This is a genomic window from Paenibacillus uliginis N3/975 (genome assembly GCF_900177425.1).
Lineage (GTDB): Bacteria > Bacillota > Bacilli > Paenibacillales > Paenibacillaceae > Paenibacillus_AQ > Paenibacillus_AQ uliginis.
On sequence record NZ_LT840184.1, the window covers coordinates 3850680 to 3864642 of the forward strand.

16 protein-coding genes and 1 other annotated feature (1 of these 17 running past the window's edge) are annotated in these 13963 nt (G+C 44.4%); of the genes, 1 reads left to right on the top strand and 15 read right to left on the bottom strand.

Going from position 1 to position 13963, the window contains the following annotated elements; genetic code table 11:
* Positions 1–53: 53 nt before the first annotated feature.
* The 12 genes from B9N86_RS18225 to B9N86_RS18280 all read right to left on the bottom strand — a co-directional run bounded on the left by B9N86_RS18225 (position 54) and on the right by B9N86_RS18280 (position 10699).
* Positions 54–1094, bottom strand: a complete 1041-nt coding sequence (locus tag B9N86_RS18225) for an NAD(P)H-dependent glycerol-3-phosphate dehydrogenase (RefSeq protein WP_208914563.1) — start codon at positions 1092–1094, stop codon at positions 54–56.
* Entirely contained in the window at positions 1087–1710 is a 624-nt protein-coding gene (gene plsY / locus B9N86_RS18230) for a glycerol-3-phosphate 1-O-acyltransferase PlsY (protein WP_208914564.1), read from the bottom strand. Before plsY ends, B9N86_RS18225 begins: the two co-directional genes overlap by 8 nt.
* Positions 1711–1721: 11 nt before the next feature.
* Positions 1722–3044, bottom strand: a complete 1323-nt coding sequence (gene der / locus B9N86_RS18235) for a ribosome biogenesis GTPase Der (RefSeq protein ID WP_208914565.1) — start codon at positions 3042–3044, stop codon at positions 1722–1724.
* Positions 3045–3250: 206 nt separating this feature from the next.
* Positions 3251–4474, bottom strand: a complete 1224-nt coding sequence (gene rpsA, locus B9N86_RS18240) for a 30S ribosomal protein S1 (RefSeq protein ID WP_208914566.1) — start codon at positions 4472–4474, stop codon at positions 3251–3253.
* A 124-nt stretch (positions 4475–4598) separates the two neighbouring features.
* The gene (locus tag B9N86_RS18245; protein ID WP_208914567.1) at positions 4599–5189 is read right to left on the bottom strand and encodes a lysophospholipid acyltransferase family protein; all 591 of its coding nucleotides are present in this window, start codon (positions 5187–5189) and stop codon (positions 4599–4601) included.
* Positions 5190–5192: 3 nt separating this feature from the next.
* A complete protein-coding gene (gene cmk, locus B9N86_RS18250) occupies positions 5193–5888 on the bottom strand; it encodes a (d)CMP kinase (protein WP_208920516.1) in 696 nt (231 codons plus the stop codon).
* Between the two features lie 79 nt (positions 5889–5967).
* Positions 5968–6225, bottom strand: a complete 258-nt coding sequence (locus B9N86_RS18255) for a hypothetical protein (protein ID WP_244562749.1) — start codon at positions 6223–6225, stop codon at positions 5968–5970.
* A 58-nt stretch (positions 6226–6283) separates the two neighbouring features.
* Positions 6284–6937 (bottom strand): flagellar brake protein, encoded by a 654-nt coding sequence (locus B9N86_RS18260; protein WP_208914568.1) that lies wholly within the window; start codon positions 6935–6937, stop codon positions 6284–6286.
* Positions 6938–7090: 153 nt separating this feature from the next.
* Positions 7091–8443, bottom strand: a complete 1353-nt coding sequence (gene ypeB, locus B9N86_RS18265) for a germination protein YpeB (protein WP_208914569.1) — start codon at positions 8441–8443, stop codon at positions 7091–7093.
* A 315-nt stretch (positions 8444–8758) separates the two neighbouring features.
* Positions 8759–9454, bottom strand: a complete 696-nt coding sequence (gene prsW, locus B9N86_RS18270) for a glutamic-type intramembrane protease PrsW (RefSeq protein WP_208914570.1) — start codon at positions 9452–9454, stop codon at positions 8759–8761.
* Positions 9455–9515: 61 nt separating this feature from the next.
* The gene (locus B9N86_RS18275; protein WP_208914571.1) at positions 9516–10127 is read right to left on the bottom strand and encodes a genetic competence negative regulator; all 612 of its coding nucleotides are present in this window, start codon (positions 10125–10127) and stop codon (positions 9516–9518) included.
* A gap of 194 nt (positions 10128–10321) precedes the next feature.
* Positions 10322–10699, bottom strand: a complete 378-nt coding sequence (locus B9N86_RS18280) for a hypothetical protein (protein ID WP_208914572.1) — start codon at positions 10697–10699, stop codon at positions 10322–10324.
* A 93-nt stretch (positions 10700–10792) separates the two neighbouring features.
* Here B9N86_RS18280 and B9N86_RS18285 point away from each other — a divergent pair, with 93 nt between their 5' ends.
* A complete protein-coding gene (locus B9N86_RS18285) occupies positions 10793–11707 on the top strand; it encodes a polysaccharide deacetylase family protein (RefSeq protein ID WP_208914573.1) in 915 nt (304 codons plus the stop codon).
* A 52-nt stretch (positions 11708–11759) separates the two neighbouring features.
* On the opposite strand, the gene B9N86_RS18290 is transcribed toward B9N86_RS18285, so the two are convergent.
* From B9N86_RS18290 to B9N86_RS18300, 3 genes are read right to left on the bottom strand one after another with little or no spacing between them, the layout of a single operon-like run.
* Positions 11760–12575, bottom strand: coding sequence for a metallophosphoesterase (locus tag B9N86_RS18290; protein WP_244562750.1), 816 nt, complete (start codon positions 12573–12575; stop codon positions 11760–11762).
* Positions 12572–12919, bottom strand: coding sequence for a hypothetical protein (locus tag B9N86_RS18295; RefSeq protein WP_208914574.1), 348 nt, complete (start codon positions 12917–12919; stop codon positions 12572–12574). The genes B9N86_RS18290 and B9N86_RS18295 overlap by 4 nt, the downstream gene beginning before the upstream one ends.
* Positions 12906–13505, bottom strand: coding sequence for a CPBP family intramembrane glutamic endopeptidase (locus B9N86_RS18300; RefSeq protein WP_208914575.1), 600 nt, complete (start codon positions 13503–13505; stop codon positions 12906–12908). Before B9N86_RS18300 ends, B9N86_RS18295 begins: the two co-directional genes overlap by 14 nt.
* A 237-nt stretch (positions 13506–13742) precedes the next feature.
* Positions 13743–13963, top strand: a binding site (T-box leader); it runs 6 nt beyond the window's last position.

The window sequence follows — 13963 nt, forward strand, 5'->3', positions numbered from 1 at the left end:
TCCCGAAAATCCTCAAATTAATATATGAGGCTGGGGACTGAAAGGTGAATAAGCTAGGTATGCCACTGTTCCCAAATTTCTTGCGGCATAATTTCCATTTCTGTCTTCGGATCACGTCCCATGAGCGCTTCCACCGCACTCCGTGGATCACGATCTTTAAATAGAACATGGTACAGCTGATCAGCGATTGGCATCTGAACACCAAATTTCTCGGAAATCGCATGAGCCGCTTTCGTCGTACGAATCCCTTCTACGACCATGCCCATAGACGCTAGCACTTCCTCAAGTCCTTTACCTTGACCAAGTAGAGAACCTGCACGCCAGTTACGGCTATGACGGCTTGTTGCGGTAACGACAAGGTCACCTATTCCAGCGAGTCCGGCAAAGGTGAGCGGATTCGCGCCCATCTCAACACCGATGCGGGATATTTCTGCCAGACCTCTCGTTAACAGCGCAGCTTTTGCATTATCGCCAAAGCCAAGACCATCTGACATCCCCGCACCCAAGGCAATAATGTTTTTCAGTGCTCCGGCAAGTTCAACACCGATCATATCGCGATTCGTGTAAACGCGGAAATAAGCGTTCATGAACAAATCCTGCGCTGCTGCAGCTGCCTTACTGTCCGAAGATGCCACAACGACAGTTGTCGGGCACTTTCGGATCACTTCCTCCGCATGGCTCGGACCTGAGAGGACAACAACGCTACCTTCCTCGCAGCCCAGTTCTTCGGAGATGACGGTTGACATGCGTTTTAAAGATTCCGTTTCAAAACCTTTGGTCGCATGAATGATTAGCATATCTTCAGTCCAATAGGTTTTAAGCTGACGGGACACTTCGCGCATGGCTGAGGATGGCGCCACAATCAGAACTGCAACCGCACCCGAAACTGCCTCGCCCATATCCGTTGTAGCTCGTAAACGAGGTGACAGCTTAATATCCGGCAAGTAGCGGTTGTTAGTGTGCTCCTCATTTAATTCTCTAGCTTGTTTAGCATTTCTCGTCCATGCGACTACTTCTAAATCATTAAAGGCCAGCACACTGGCTAGGGCCGTTCCCCAACTGCCAGCGACCAATACAGCCACCTTGTCAGACAACGCGTTTCCCTCCTTTACCTTTACCGCCGGAGCCAAGCTTGTTTTCTCGGCCTTGAACAAGTTTTGTGATATTGCTACGATGCCTCCAAATTGCAAAGATACAGATAACTAGGCTGGTCCAGAATATCGGCCAAGAAAAGTTCATAATTATTAGAAAAACAGGTGTCAGCACCACAAAAATGAGCGATCCCAGTGAAACATAGCGAGTAAATACGATAGAGAGAATCGCGATAATTCCTGCGTAGAGAGCCGGTAGGAAGCAAAGTGAGGCTAACACTCCAATTGCGGTTGCTATGCCTTTACCACCGCGGAAGCGGAAATATAAAGGCCAGTTATGTCCTGCAATGGCAGCTATTCCGCATAATCCCGGCAACCATCCACTGTCGCCCCCAAGCCATTTGCCGATCCATACGGCTGCGAGGCCCTTGAGAACATCCAGAGCGAGTACAAGAATGGCAGGACCTTTGCCGAGCACCCGTAATGTATTGGTTGCTCCCGCATTTCCACTACCATGCTGACGAATGTCAATCCCTTTAAGAAGTTTCGCCAGCAGCACGCTAAAGCTCACAGAGCCCAGCAGGTAACACAAAATAATCGCAACGATGTTTAGAACCAAGCTACTCTCCCCTAACTCTCATCGGACTTTCGCCGTGTAAATATACGTATAGGTGTCCCTTCAAAATTAAATGCTGCCCTTATTTTATTCTCCAAGTACCGTTCGTATGAGAAGTGCATTATTTCCGGATCATTCACGAATACAACCATCGTCGGCGGTTTCACTGCTACCTGAGTTGCATAGTTAATACGTAATCTCCGCCCTTTATCGGTTGGTGGAGGATTGATAGCCACCGCGTCCGATATAACGTCATTCAGCAAGTGAGTCTGGACTCGTAGAGTATGCTGCTCAGCAACATGCTTCACCACAGGCAGCAGCTTCTGCAAACGCTGTTTTGTTTTGGCTGATAAAAACACCACCGGTGCATAAGTCATGAACAGGAAATGGTCGCGTATTTTATTCTCAAAATGCTGCATGGTCTTATCGTCCTTTTCAACGACATCCCATTTGTTCACAACAAATATAGATGCTTTACCTGCTTCATAAGCGTACCCAGCAATATGTTTGTCCTGTTCGATAATGCCCTCTTCACCGTTAATAAGCACGAGAACTACGTCAGCACGCTCAATCGCACGCATTGCACGCATAACACTGTACTTTTCAGTTGTCTCATAAACTTTGCCACGCTTACGCATTCCAGCTGTATCAATCAACACATAACGCTGGCCATCCTTCTCGAATGGGGTATCGATGGCGTCACGTGTCGTACCCGCAATATCACTTACAATAACACGTTCTTCACCAAGAATCGCATTCACAAGTGAGGATTTACCGACATTCGGTCTGCCGATTAAAGCAACCTTGATTACATCTTCATCATACTCGTCATCTGTTAAATCAGGAAGATTTTCGACTACAGCATCAAGTAAATCACCAATACCGGTTCCATGGCTTCCCGATATACCAACAGGATCACCGAAACCGAGGCTGTAAAACTCGTATATATCTTCTGCTCTCTTCATATTGTCCACTTTGTTAACAGCCAGTATTACCGGCTTACCCGAACGGAACAATATTTGCGCTACTTCTTCATCGGAACTGGTGACTCCTGTCTTCGCGTCACACATAAACACAATCACATCTGCTTCTTCAATAGCCAATTCAGCTTGCAAACGGATGGATCTCAAAATCATATCATCGCCATCGATCTCAATACCACCGGTATCGATCACACTGAACAACTTACCGTTCCACTCGGCTCCGCCATATATCCGGTCACGTGTAATCCCCGGTTTATCTTCAACTATGGCTAGCCGATCACCGATTAGCCGATTAAATATTGTCGATTTACCGACATTCGGCCTCCCGACAATAGCTACTACGGGTCTTGCCATATTCACTCCTCCTGTCAATGCTTACGATTATCATAATAGCAAAAAACGTTACAATTGGCTAACCTTTCATCTCTCGTTCTATTATGTTCATTCCCTATTTCCATCATCCATATGCGGGAAAACCTGAAAAAACAAACGGCGAACCCAATACTGGGTCCGCCGACTAAATTATGATAGGTCTGTTGACCGGTCATTTTTTTCCCGACTTACTTGAATTTACTCAATTTGTCGCCGAAACGTTCTCCAAGTGTTACGCTCATACCTTGGTTGTTCAAGGATACATTCGGATTGTCTTTCAGGTCAATTTTAGGGCCTTTGGACTGTTTTTCAGGTCTTGGAGATGACGCAGGCGCTTCTTCCGTTTCCTTAATGCTCAGGCTAACACGCTTCTCGTCCACGTTAATGTCCAGAATCTTAACCTGAACCTCTTGGCCTTCTTTCAGAACTTCTTGTGGAGTTCCGATGTGTTTATGGGAAATTTGAGAAATGTGCACCAGACCTTCAACACCTGGAGCCAATTCTACAAATGCACCAAAGTTAACCAGACGTCTTACTTCACCAGTAACTATGTCACCTGTGTTGAATTTGTCTGCAGCCGTTTCCCAAGGACCTTGTTGAGCAGCTTTAATACTGAGGCTGATTTTCCCTTTTTCAGGGTCAACCTTCAGAACTTTAACCGTTACTTTATCTCCTTCGGATAGAGCATCGGATGGCTTCTCAACATGGCTCCAAGCGATTTCGGATACATGGACCAGACCGTCCACGCCACCTACATCTACGAATGCGCCAAATTGAGTCAAACGCTGAACAGTTCCCTCCAGCACTTGACCTTCTTTAAGGTCAGCCATTACTTTTTGTTTGTTTGCTTCAAACTCTTCTTCAAGAACATCCTTTTGGGAAAGGATAACTTTGTTGTTCTCACGGTCCAGTTCTTTAACTTTTACGCGGAGCGTACGACCTTTGTAGTCGCTGAAATCTTCAACGAAATGACGCTCAACCATAGAAGCCGGGATAAAACCGCGTGCACCCACATCTACTACGAGTCCACCCTTAACTACATCAGCAACTACGACTTCAATGGCATCTTGATCAGCAAAATGCTTCTCAAGTGACTCCCAAGCGATTTCCGTATCAATCGCGCGTTTAGAAAGAACAAGGCTTTCCTTGTCATCATTAATGCTGACAACCTTGCACTCCACTTCTTGGCCTACCTGAACCGCATCAGATGCGTTGTCCAACTGAACAGCAGACAACTCGCGAACAGGAATTACGCCGTCATATTTATATCCAATGCTTACATAAGCTTGGTTGTCCTCCAGTTTGACGATCGTCCCTTTCACGGTGTCCCCTTTTTTCAAGGATACGATTTGGTCCAGCTGATCTTGGCTCTGTGTTTCAACAGCCTCTTGATTTCTTGTTTCTTCCGACATGTCAATAACCTCCTCAATTCAAACCCCATTTATTTAAACCCGCATATACGCGAAGTTCAAAACATAATTGCTGTAATAGCTTTCCATCTTGTTCATGTATTTTATACATGAAACGGTAAAAACATCAATTCACGGTCGGCTTCCCTGTAGCCCGCATCTCAGTAATACTTTGCATAATAAGTGCAGTAGCTTCATTCAAGGCCTCAGGTGATTTGTCATCTTTGTAAGCAGACAAATCAATAGGCGCTCCGTAAATAATCTTTGTCTTTCGGAAAAGCTTATATTCCCCTATGATGGCTGCTGGTACGACCGTAGCACCACTACGCAGTGCAAAGCTTGCTGCGCCACGTTTAGCTGCTTCCGCATCAGAGTTACGAGTGCCTTCAGGGAATATACCCATCACTTCGCCATTGCGGAGAATCTTCAGCGATGTCTTAATCGAATCTTTGCTTACGCCGCCCCGTTTCACCGGGAATGCTCCAAGCTGAGTAACTAACCAGCCAAACACCGGAATCTTAAACAGCTCAGCCTTGGCCATGAATTTGACCTGACGCTTCACATGAATACCTACCGAGATCGGATCCCTTAGGCTGATATGATTGGCACAGATCAGTACTCCGCCCTCCGAAGGAATGTTATGTACACCGACGGACTCAAACCGGTAAAGCACGGCGAACAAACCGCGAACCACCGCTCTGCAGAACACATAAATCATGTCTTATTTCTCCCCATCCATTTGAGATATACAGTAAGAAAGTATCGTATCGACAACCTGATGAATATTCATCTGTGTCGTGTCCAGAACGATTGCGTCCTCGGCACAGCGCAGCGGTGACACCTCACGTTCCTCGTCAAGGCGGTCACGTTTCGCGATATCCATTTCAAGTTGTTCCAGTGATACTCCTTCCGCTTCACCCAATTCTTTAAACCGGCGGAGAGCTCGTTCCTTGACACTGGCCGTCATGAAAATTTTGACTTCGGCATCTGGCAAAACCGTTGTTCCAATATCGCGTCCATCCATTACGACGCCTTTACGCAAAGCCATTTGTCTTTGCAGATGAACCAATTGGGTACGAAGTCCTTCAATCTGCGCATATTGGGACACTACCGAGCTGACCTGGTGCGACCGGATGTAAGGCGTTACATCCTCCCCGTTCAGCAGAACCACCTGTCCATTTTCATGCGGTTTTAATTCAATTACCATATTTTGTGACAACTGAAGCACTTTTCCGTAATTTTCTGACGAAATTCCTTCATTCAGCATAAACCACGTCACTGCCCGATACATAGCTCCCGTATCAACATAGATGTACTGAAGCCTGTTCGCCACCATACGGGCAATCGTGCTTTTGCCTGCCCCTGCAGGTCCATCAATGGCAATATTTATTCTGTCAATCTGACCAGTCCCCTGCATAATCAACGGGGCATTCCTCCTCAAACATGAGCCTCAAGAAAAAAGCAGGCATTGCCTGCGACGTGAAAATTATACCACACTAACTAGAGTGATGCAAAAAAGAAGGCTTTTTTTCATCCATCCAATCCTTTACATTTTGGGTGTCGACCGGTACTCCTTCCATTCGATACACGGAGGATAGAAACGGTCTGACAGAGTCAATATGCAGCAGAAGCTGGACGATCAGCACCATGATTCCCAGCAAGGGAAGACTCTTCAGCACCAGTTGACCCAGATAGTTCGCGTAATTAAAAAGTTCTTCTCCTGTGCTGAAATTTTTATCGTCAGGACCCGTCATATTGGGCACCACCTTTACCTTTTTCAGGTTAGCGTGCCGCTACGGGTTCTAATTTATTCTAGCGATTTCTAAAATCAAACTGTCTTTCAAAGCAAAAGCGTATTAGCTTCTGCCTTTCCATATCTACAATACTGTTAAACTTGAGCATAATCAGGCTTCTTGTATTCGGAAGTTTTTTCACCCTAACCACTTCACTTTCAAATGGCACATGCTCCAAAGAACCGTTCTTGTACGGGACAAGCAGCCAACAGGATAACAATTCGCCCTCTCTAAGCTTTTGATCAGATTCGGCATAAAACGAAACGCCTCCACCGCCAACGTCCTCGGTATTGGATAAAAAACGTCTGCCGCCCTTGTAACTAACAGCAATCTCCAGCTCAGCCTGGACCCGCAGGAAACTGCGTCTTTGAATTTTCGTGATTTCTTCCGGATCAGGTTTTCGGATTCGCACCATACGAATTACATCCTCATGAAAACCCAATACATAGGAGTTGAAAAAGTTCTTCACTCCACCTTCAGTCAAGAAGTATATGGACAACTCGTCCCCCATGTACAATTTTTTCAAACGGCCTGTACTCTCCTGTAATGGGACCTCCATATAAATAAAGTCATCATGAATTTCAGAAATTCTCGATTTGTACACATGACTGGCTTCTTTCTCGTCCCCGGTATCAATCTGAATGTACAGCACTTCATTAACTTTAGGATACAAACCTTTCACCTTCTACCTAGATAATATCAACTAAATTTATTATAACATGTGCGATTGGTGGTGAAGAATAAATTCTTAATTTAAGGGGTCGAACCAAACACCAAACAGGCCACCAAGAATAATTCTCGGATGGCCTGATTCTGTTCACTCCATTTAACTTATGCCAGCTTGTGCATCTTTAACAACTTCCACCGTTTCTTCCAATCCGGTATCCGCATTTATATACAATCGATATTGAGATCCGTTAATCCTTCCGCCAAACTCATAGCAAAGTGTATCTTCGTTCCGATCATTTTTGATCAGAGCTTTGCGGTTGTAAAGCTCTTTGAAATCTGTATTCAATGTCTTTCTGGCTTCAGCAAGATCTATCTTTGCTTCTGGTATTTCTCGGTTATCTTTATGTTCATAGACGAAATCACTTGCTTGAAAACCGATAACTTCGCCATTATCCAAAGCAGATCTAACTGTCATTTTTTCCGGATAAATTAGCACTCCATCCTGTTCACGAACAAAAGTGAAGTTCACCAGATTATCGTAAGGGTCGGCGGAGACTGCCTTCATATTTCGGTATCCTTTATTTGCAAGAAATTGATCAGCCTTGTTCATGGCATCCTCAACTGAAACTTTCTTCGCTCCAACCTCGCGCTCGTCTGTATAGGAAGTGAGCAGACCGCCATTACGCGTGAAATCCATACTCAGCGGTTTCCCATTAGGAGATTGTACTTTTGCGGTATAGGACTCCCAATCCGTTCCTTTACCGTTTTCGGTTACCTGACAGCTCGCGTTATTACCTGCATCAGCAAACTTAAGTGCTTTTCGAGTAATATCCTCCTCCGTCACAGGCATTCCAGAGAGCATTTTCACCGAACGTTGTTGATACATACTGCTTACGGATGGACCCCAATCAAGCTCAGGGTATGTTTCCACCTTTTTGTTAACGCTTTTGAACCCGTCAATAATGGTATTGTTCGCATGTTCCTTTTGTTTTGACAAGGCGGTGTCAACGTCCAGCCAACGCAGATTATTCGCGATGACGGAATTCTGCACTTTCTGAAGATCCTTTGTAATTTCACCGGAATTAGTGTAAAGCGTCTTTAACGTCTTTACCTCATTCTCGGAAAGCGGTTCTTTTGTCATGTCACGGACACCCGTTTTGTAAGAGAAGTTCGCGATTCTGGATAGAAACTCCTCCGTCTTGCTGAATGGCAGCATCGTAAGAGGCAGCTGGCTGATCTCGCTCTGAGCTTCACTAGTAATGCGCCATACGTTCATCAGCCCTTTACGGTGCATTCCCTGAGACGCTGAGTTAACCGCCAACGTGTTACCGATTTCCGAATGAATACGATCCATATGAAAAGACAGATCATGGAAAGCCCGCTGATATTGGTTCTCTGCATTAATCGCAATGGCATCACGTTCTCCCTTAACCTGGTTCCCCCACATTAGTGAGCCGATAAGCAGAATTGTAACTACAGGGAATAATACGGCACTTATTCTTTTATACATGTGGCTAAAGTCTCCTTTCTTCTATTCACTGCCGTTAGTTTGACTAGAAGTAAGAAGTCTTATGCATTATCTATAAAACATAAATCTTACGAATTCAGAAATCTTCCTCGATCTCAAACCGATTCTTATTATTGCACAAGCATTGTTTAAATCCCGTCTCGATACGTCCATGCTCTTTCCTACCCCTCAGTACAAATCTCTCTCCACACTCTTTGCAGCGAATTTTCACTTTAACACGCAACAAAAAAGACACCTCCATCGTCCATTCCCCGGCTCACCAGCCGGAGGCCATACGATGAAGTGTGTCCTTAATTGTTAGGTTTTAACCTCTTCATCCCGCTTAATAATGCGGAAAGGTGATCGGTTATTCGCCCGTGATATTTTACCCATACCTCCGTACCACAGAAGAACCATTAATGGAATAATAAACCATAACCAGTAATGAGTCATCATACTGAGGATTAAGTCGTAAAGTCCATGCCACATCCAAGGTAGCAGCAGGGAAAGAAGCAGAAAGCCCCTGCTTGACTTTCCATCGGTGAACTTTGCGTGTCCAATGTAATACCCCATTATGACACCAAACATTGCATGTCCTGACACCGGCAGCAAAGCACGGATCATCATTGGACCGAAAGCAGCCTGACTGTACCACGCATACATGACGTTCTCCACTGTAGCAAAACCCAATGAAATAGCTGTCGCATACAGAATGCCGTCGTACGGTTCATCAAACTCTATATGGTTAAAAATAAGATGATATAACACAAACCATTTCAATAACTCTTCCACACCCGCTGAAATGATCAGAGAATTGACCACCGGGCTATCGCCAAACCATAATATCATTCCCCGCTGTAATATCATAACGGGAAATACGATTAGAAACCCGAGCAAAAATATCTTAACGACGATATGCAGCGGTTCCTGATCATACCTATCCTTCAGGTAAAAATATGTGAGCAAGGCGAGACCCGGCGCCAAAGCAGACGCTATGATCGAGAACACCAGCACCGAATTTCCCCTCCGTTAGTTGCGGGCCTGTAGTCCGGCCGTCTCGCATGCCCACATTGCATTATTTGCTGCGCGGAAAATGGTTGCAGATCGTTTGTACCGCTTGCTGAGGCATAACGGCTTTTCCATATTCCTCCAACACAGCTTCTGTTACCGGAGATGAATTCCCGAATTCGGCCAACAAAGCGATAATTGCAGCCTGTTTCTCACTGTTTAACTGCTCAGGATCCATCCATAAAAACCATTTATCCAAATAGTGATAGAGCGTGCCAGCCCCGTCGACTAAATCCTTCAACATATGGGCGGCTTCAATAAGCACCTCGAAATCGCTAAAAGCATATATGATGCTGCCGCTTTGTTCCAAAGTTACTTCCATTTCATAAATCTCATCAGGCATTTCATCTTCCGACAAGCCGCCAAAATGGTGATCGTACTTTCCTCTCGTTACAATAACCACCATCCCTTGAGCCGGCAGAGCAAACACTTCAACGGCTAATGGGCCCGTGGCATCAAATCCGAGCTCACTGTATGCTTGATCCATCATTTCAGTAAACAGGTCATACACTTTGGGTATTTCCTGCCACATTTCTTCCTTCTGGATCCCACGCTCACTCAGATCGTCAAACGTGAGGAAAATCCGTATCTTATCTTGACTCAAGCGCTCTATTTTCATGACAGGATCCTCCTCTGTGAAACAAAAAGTTATAACAACTTATGATTTTTGGATAATGACGTGCTAAAAATGGTTTTATACTTTTGATTTTATCATTTAATATCCACAAATGCACGTAAATATGTACCTGTAAAAAAAGAATCATTCCAAGGGACCACACATTCCCCGGAATGATTCGAATTCGACCGTATTGTTTACAAACCCGGTATGACCGTATGTGTTTCTTTAAGAATTTGTTCAACTTCATGCTTAATGTCAGGATTACTACGGATGAAGTCTTTGACCTGCTTCAGGTTGGCTGCCTTCGAATTAGTCGATGCCTGTACCCCATGCTGATTTCCCGAGGAATAACTGGATGAATCAGATCCGCCTGAACTGGGACGCACGCTTTCTTGGCGTCCACTGCCCTGATTTGAATTACAATTCATCATCTTGTCTTTCGCATTACCAGCCAGATTACTAAGATTTACTCCCTTTAACATTGAGGCGAATGACATATTGCGATTACGGGAGATCATACGGTAAGCTGCAGCACCGAGAATAGCTCCGTATAGAAATGACGAAGTCTTCACAAATATTACCTCCTTCTATGATAAACTCATGACTAGTGTTCACGGATTGGTAAAAACTCATGCGGCATAAATACAGGAAAGTGAGATGGAATCATGGTTAAAAAGACAACGGCGCTGCTACTTGCAGCCAGCTTATTGCTTAGCGCTTGTGGATCAAAAGAAGAAAATCATCATCAACCTCCCAAGATAACTGCCGGCGACGAATCGACAATGAACCAAAGTAACGAGACACCGAATGAAAGTCAGAATACTGTCGAGGCACCGAACAAAGATCCGAACCCTAACGAGGCAACTACAACAGATCCAACGGACAAAAATGAAGCTGAGACTGATAAAAATCAGACGAAACCGAAGGAGCAATCACCTGTACAACCTCAATATCACATGAACAAGATATACAATATTGTGCCTAATGACGAGGTAACCGAGAAAAAGGTTGTTCTGTTGACTTTCGATGATGGACCTAAGGATAAAACGATGATTAATAATCTTATCGATACTCTGGATAAGCATGATGCTAAAGCCATCTTTTTCGTCAATGGCTATCGTGTAAAACAAAATCCTGAGCTTTTGAAGCTGATACATGACCGGGGTCAGATTATCGGCAATCATAGTTGGGACCATATCGATCTGAGAAAGCAGAATTTTCAGGAAACCAAAAAACAAATTGAGGATGTACAAAAAATCGTCATGAAGACCATCGGAGAGAAACCGAAATTTTTCCGACCTCCATTCGGCTCCGGTGGAGATGATGTCAAAAATATCGCAAGAGATAATAATCTGCTCTTCATGACCTGGTCTAACGGCTCCCTGGACTGGGAAAGTAAAAGCAAAAACAACCCTGATGCGGTCATTAATAACGTTATGGAACAGCTTCATCCCGGAAGCAATATTCTCATGCATGAGCTTCCTTGGACCGTAGAAGCACTGGATACCCTTCTAACCAAGCTGGAAAAGAAAGGCTATAGCTTCGTGGATCCACGAAACATTGAGCCGAAGATGAGATAATCTCATACGGACGGTCTATATAAAAAAAAGCCTTGAATCCTCCCACATAGGATCAAGGCTTTTTTTGCAGAGTGATAAGATGAAATTCGGACGGACATCCTAAACGAAAAGGAATATGAGAAGTGCCAAATCCCCGGCTAATCAGCAACTGTACATTGGAATGAAGCGAAGAAGCTTTATGAGGAAGATTGTACCAATCTGCACTGTACTTCTTATAAAACCCTTCCAGACGCACAGCTCCCAGCAGCGGAAGAATGATTTGTCCGCCATGAGTGTGTCCGGATAAGATCAAGTTGGCAGAAATATTTGTCTTTTCTTGAATCCAGATTGGATCATGGACCAATATGATATGATACTGTCCTTTTTTCGGACACCCCTTAAACGAGCTATAGGGATGTTTACGTGTTGCAGGTTGCATTATACCGCTCAATGCGATCGATTCACCATTTTTATCCAGTATCAGGGTCCTATCTTTCAATAAACAGGTACCGGTATCATTCAGCAGCTCTTCGATGGACTGCCTTCCTGCCTTTAGATCATGATTACCGAGAACCGCATAAACAGGCGCTATCCGAGACAGAACTTTCAGATTATGGCGAAATCGATTCCAAGGAACACCCTTCTCCGTAATATCTCCGCCTAGTAAGATGCAGTCAGGTTTTAAATTCAGTGTTTGAAGCCTCTTCGCTGAAAGCTTTCGACGGTGAATATCGGACATAAACAAAATCCGATAGTCTTGGAATGAGGCGGGAAGCATATCTGATTCCACGGTTTCTTTCCGCACTCTGTAACCGTAAGCTTCTATGCTCATCCAGCCAAACGTACCAAGGGCAATAGCCCCTGCTACTATACTTAACCATACAATCAAAGTATTTCCTCCAGCGGCGGTGCACCGATTAGCCCCCAGATGAGCAGACCGGCCATCAATAGGATAAAAAGTACAATTAGGGTATTGACAAACCACTTGCTCATTCTAACCCGATGTGATGGGTATGTATTTGTTCTGCTCAGCCCCTCTATTTTCTCGCCTCCTTCGGAAGCGTTGGGGGCATGTTCCATTCCCGGTTTATGCCGGGATCTTGATAAGGAAGAAGTATCGTATTCCTTATCTTCCTGTAAACGCCCTACTGTATCTTCATAAGCAGCCGCTTTATTTTTTTTCCGGCCTTTGTGTCGGCTCTGATGTCGTTCCATTCTGCTAAGCTCGTTCATTATCTTCTTTCCTCCGAAAACGAATCACCATTCCTGATATTAAATCAATGGCAAAATGACAAATAATCGGTGCCCAAAGTGTGCCTGATTCGATATAAATATACCCTAGCCCATAACTGCTCAAAAACACCCAACCTGTCGGAATCCAGTGTTTTAAGTAACGTACATGTATGAGAGCAAACAAAATACTGGTCCAGTAAGGACCAAAAGCGTGTTGAATCGCTCCTCGGAACAGAAGCTCTTCACACACAGATACTATAAAAGCAATGATTACGATATGCCACACTGGCCTTTTTCTAAACAGCATTTCATTAATTCCGCCGTCATCCATGCTGTTTTCCGGCACAATTCTGGACAGAATCATATCGATCAGAAACATCGACAATGCAAGTCCCAGACCCCACAGGGCAAACAGACCGTTTGAAGGCAGAGCAAGCAATTGAAAAGGATTCCGGTTCTGAAACAATATCCAGATTAAGCCGACTATAAGTGTTAACCCCTGAGTTAAATATAAATTAATCAGCAGCAGCCGGTCGTTTAATTGATGCGGCTCAATTTTTTTGATTTTGATTTTGAATTTTTTCATGATAGCCTGCCTATCTTTATTGTTGTTTAAATAATTAATAACAAAGAGTTCTGTGTGTCGAAAATACGAGATATATTGAGCAGTCGAAAATTAGGTGGGCATAAGCATCATAGCAAATAAAACGCCCGTATTACAAGGCGCGAGCCTTTCAGGGACACTTATCATACCTTTCGTTGCATTCATAAATACCTATTGACACGATTTAAGACACATGATACATTATGAAAAATTAATCGACTAAAACCGATGATGGAAAAAAGACGCTTCATACGTCTCCAGAGAGCCGATGGTAGGTGCAAATCGGCGACGTAAAGTGTGCTTGAGCGATCCTGAGATATTTCGCTGAATTTCAGTAGGCGTAATCGGATGATATCCGTTACCAATCATGGCCTGGAAAGGCCGTTTGAGGCTGCCTGTTATGGCAGTGAATAAGGGTGGTACCACGAATAATTCTCGTC

Excerpts from the sequence above, each read along its gene's own strand:
- B9N86_RS18300 (WP_208914575.1), bottom strand. The coding sequence starts at position 13,505 with ATGAAAAAATTCAAAATCAAAATCAAAAAAATTGAGCCGCATCAATTA.
- B9N86_RS18295 (WP_208914574.1), bottom strand. The coding sequence starts at position 12,919 with ATGAACGAGCTTAGCAGAATGGAACGACATCAGAGCCGACACAAAGGC.
- B9N86_RS18255 (WP_244562749.1), bottom strand. The coding sequence starts at position 6,225 with ATGACGGGTCCTGACGATAAAAATTTCAGCACAGGAGAAGAACTTTTT.
- B9N86_RS18285 (WP_208914573.1), top strand. The coding sequence starts at position 10,793 with ATGGTTAAAAAGACAACGGCGCTGCTACTTGCAGCCAGCTTATTGCTT.
- ypeB (WP_208914569.1), bottom strand. The coding sequence starts at position 8,443 with ATGTATAAAAGAATAAGTGCCGTATTATTCCCTGTAGTTACAATTCTG.
- der (WP_208914565.1), bottom strand. The coding sequence starts at position 3,044 with ATGGCAAGACCCGTAGTAGCTATTGTCGGGAGGCCGAATGTCGGTAAA.
- B9N86_RS18275 (WP_208914571.1), bottom strand. The coding sequence starts at position 10,127 with ATGAAAATAGAGCGCTTGAGTCAAGATAAGATACGGATTTTCCTCACG.
- cmk (WP_208920516.1), bottom strand. The coding sequence starts at position 5,888 with ATGCAGGGGACTGGTCAGATTGACAGAATAAATATTGCCATTGATGGA.
- B9N86_RS18245 (WP_208914567.1), bottom strand. The coding sequence starts at position 5,189 with ATGATTTATGTGTTCTGCAGAGCGGTGGTTCGCGGTTTGTTCGCCGTG.
- rpsA (WP_208914566.1), bottom strand. The coding sequence starts at position 4,474 with ATGTCGGAAGAAACAAGAAATCAAGAGGCTGTTGAAACACAGAGCCAA.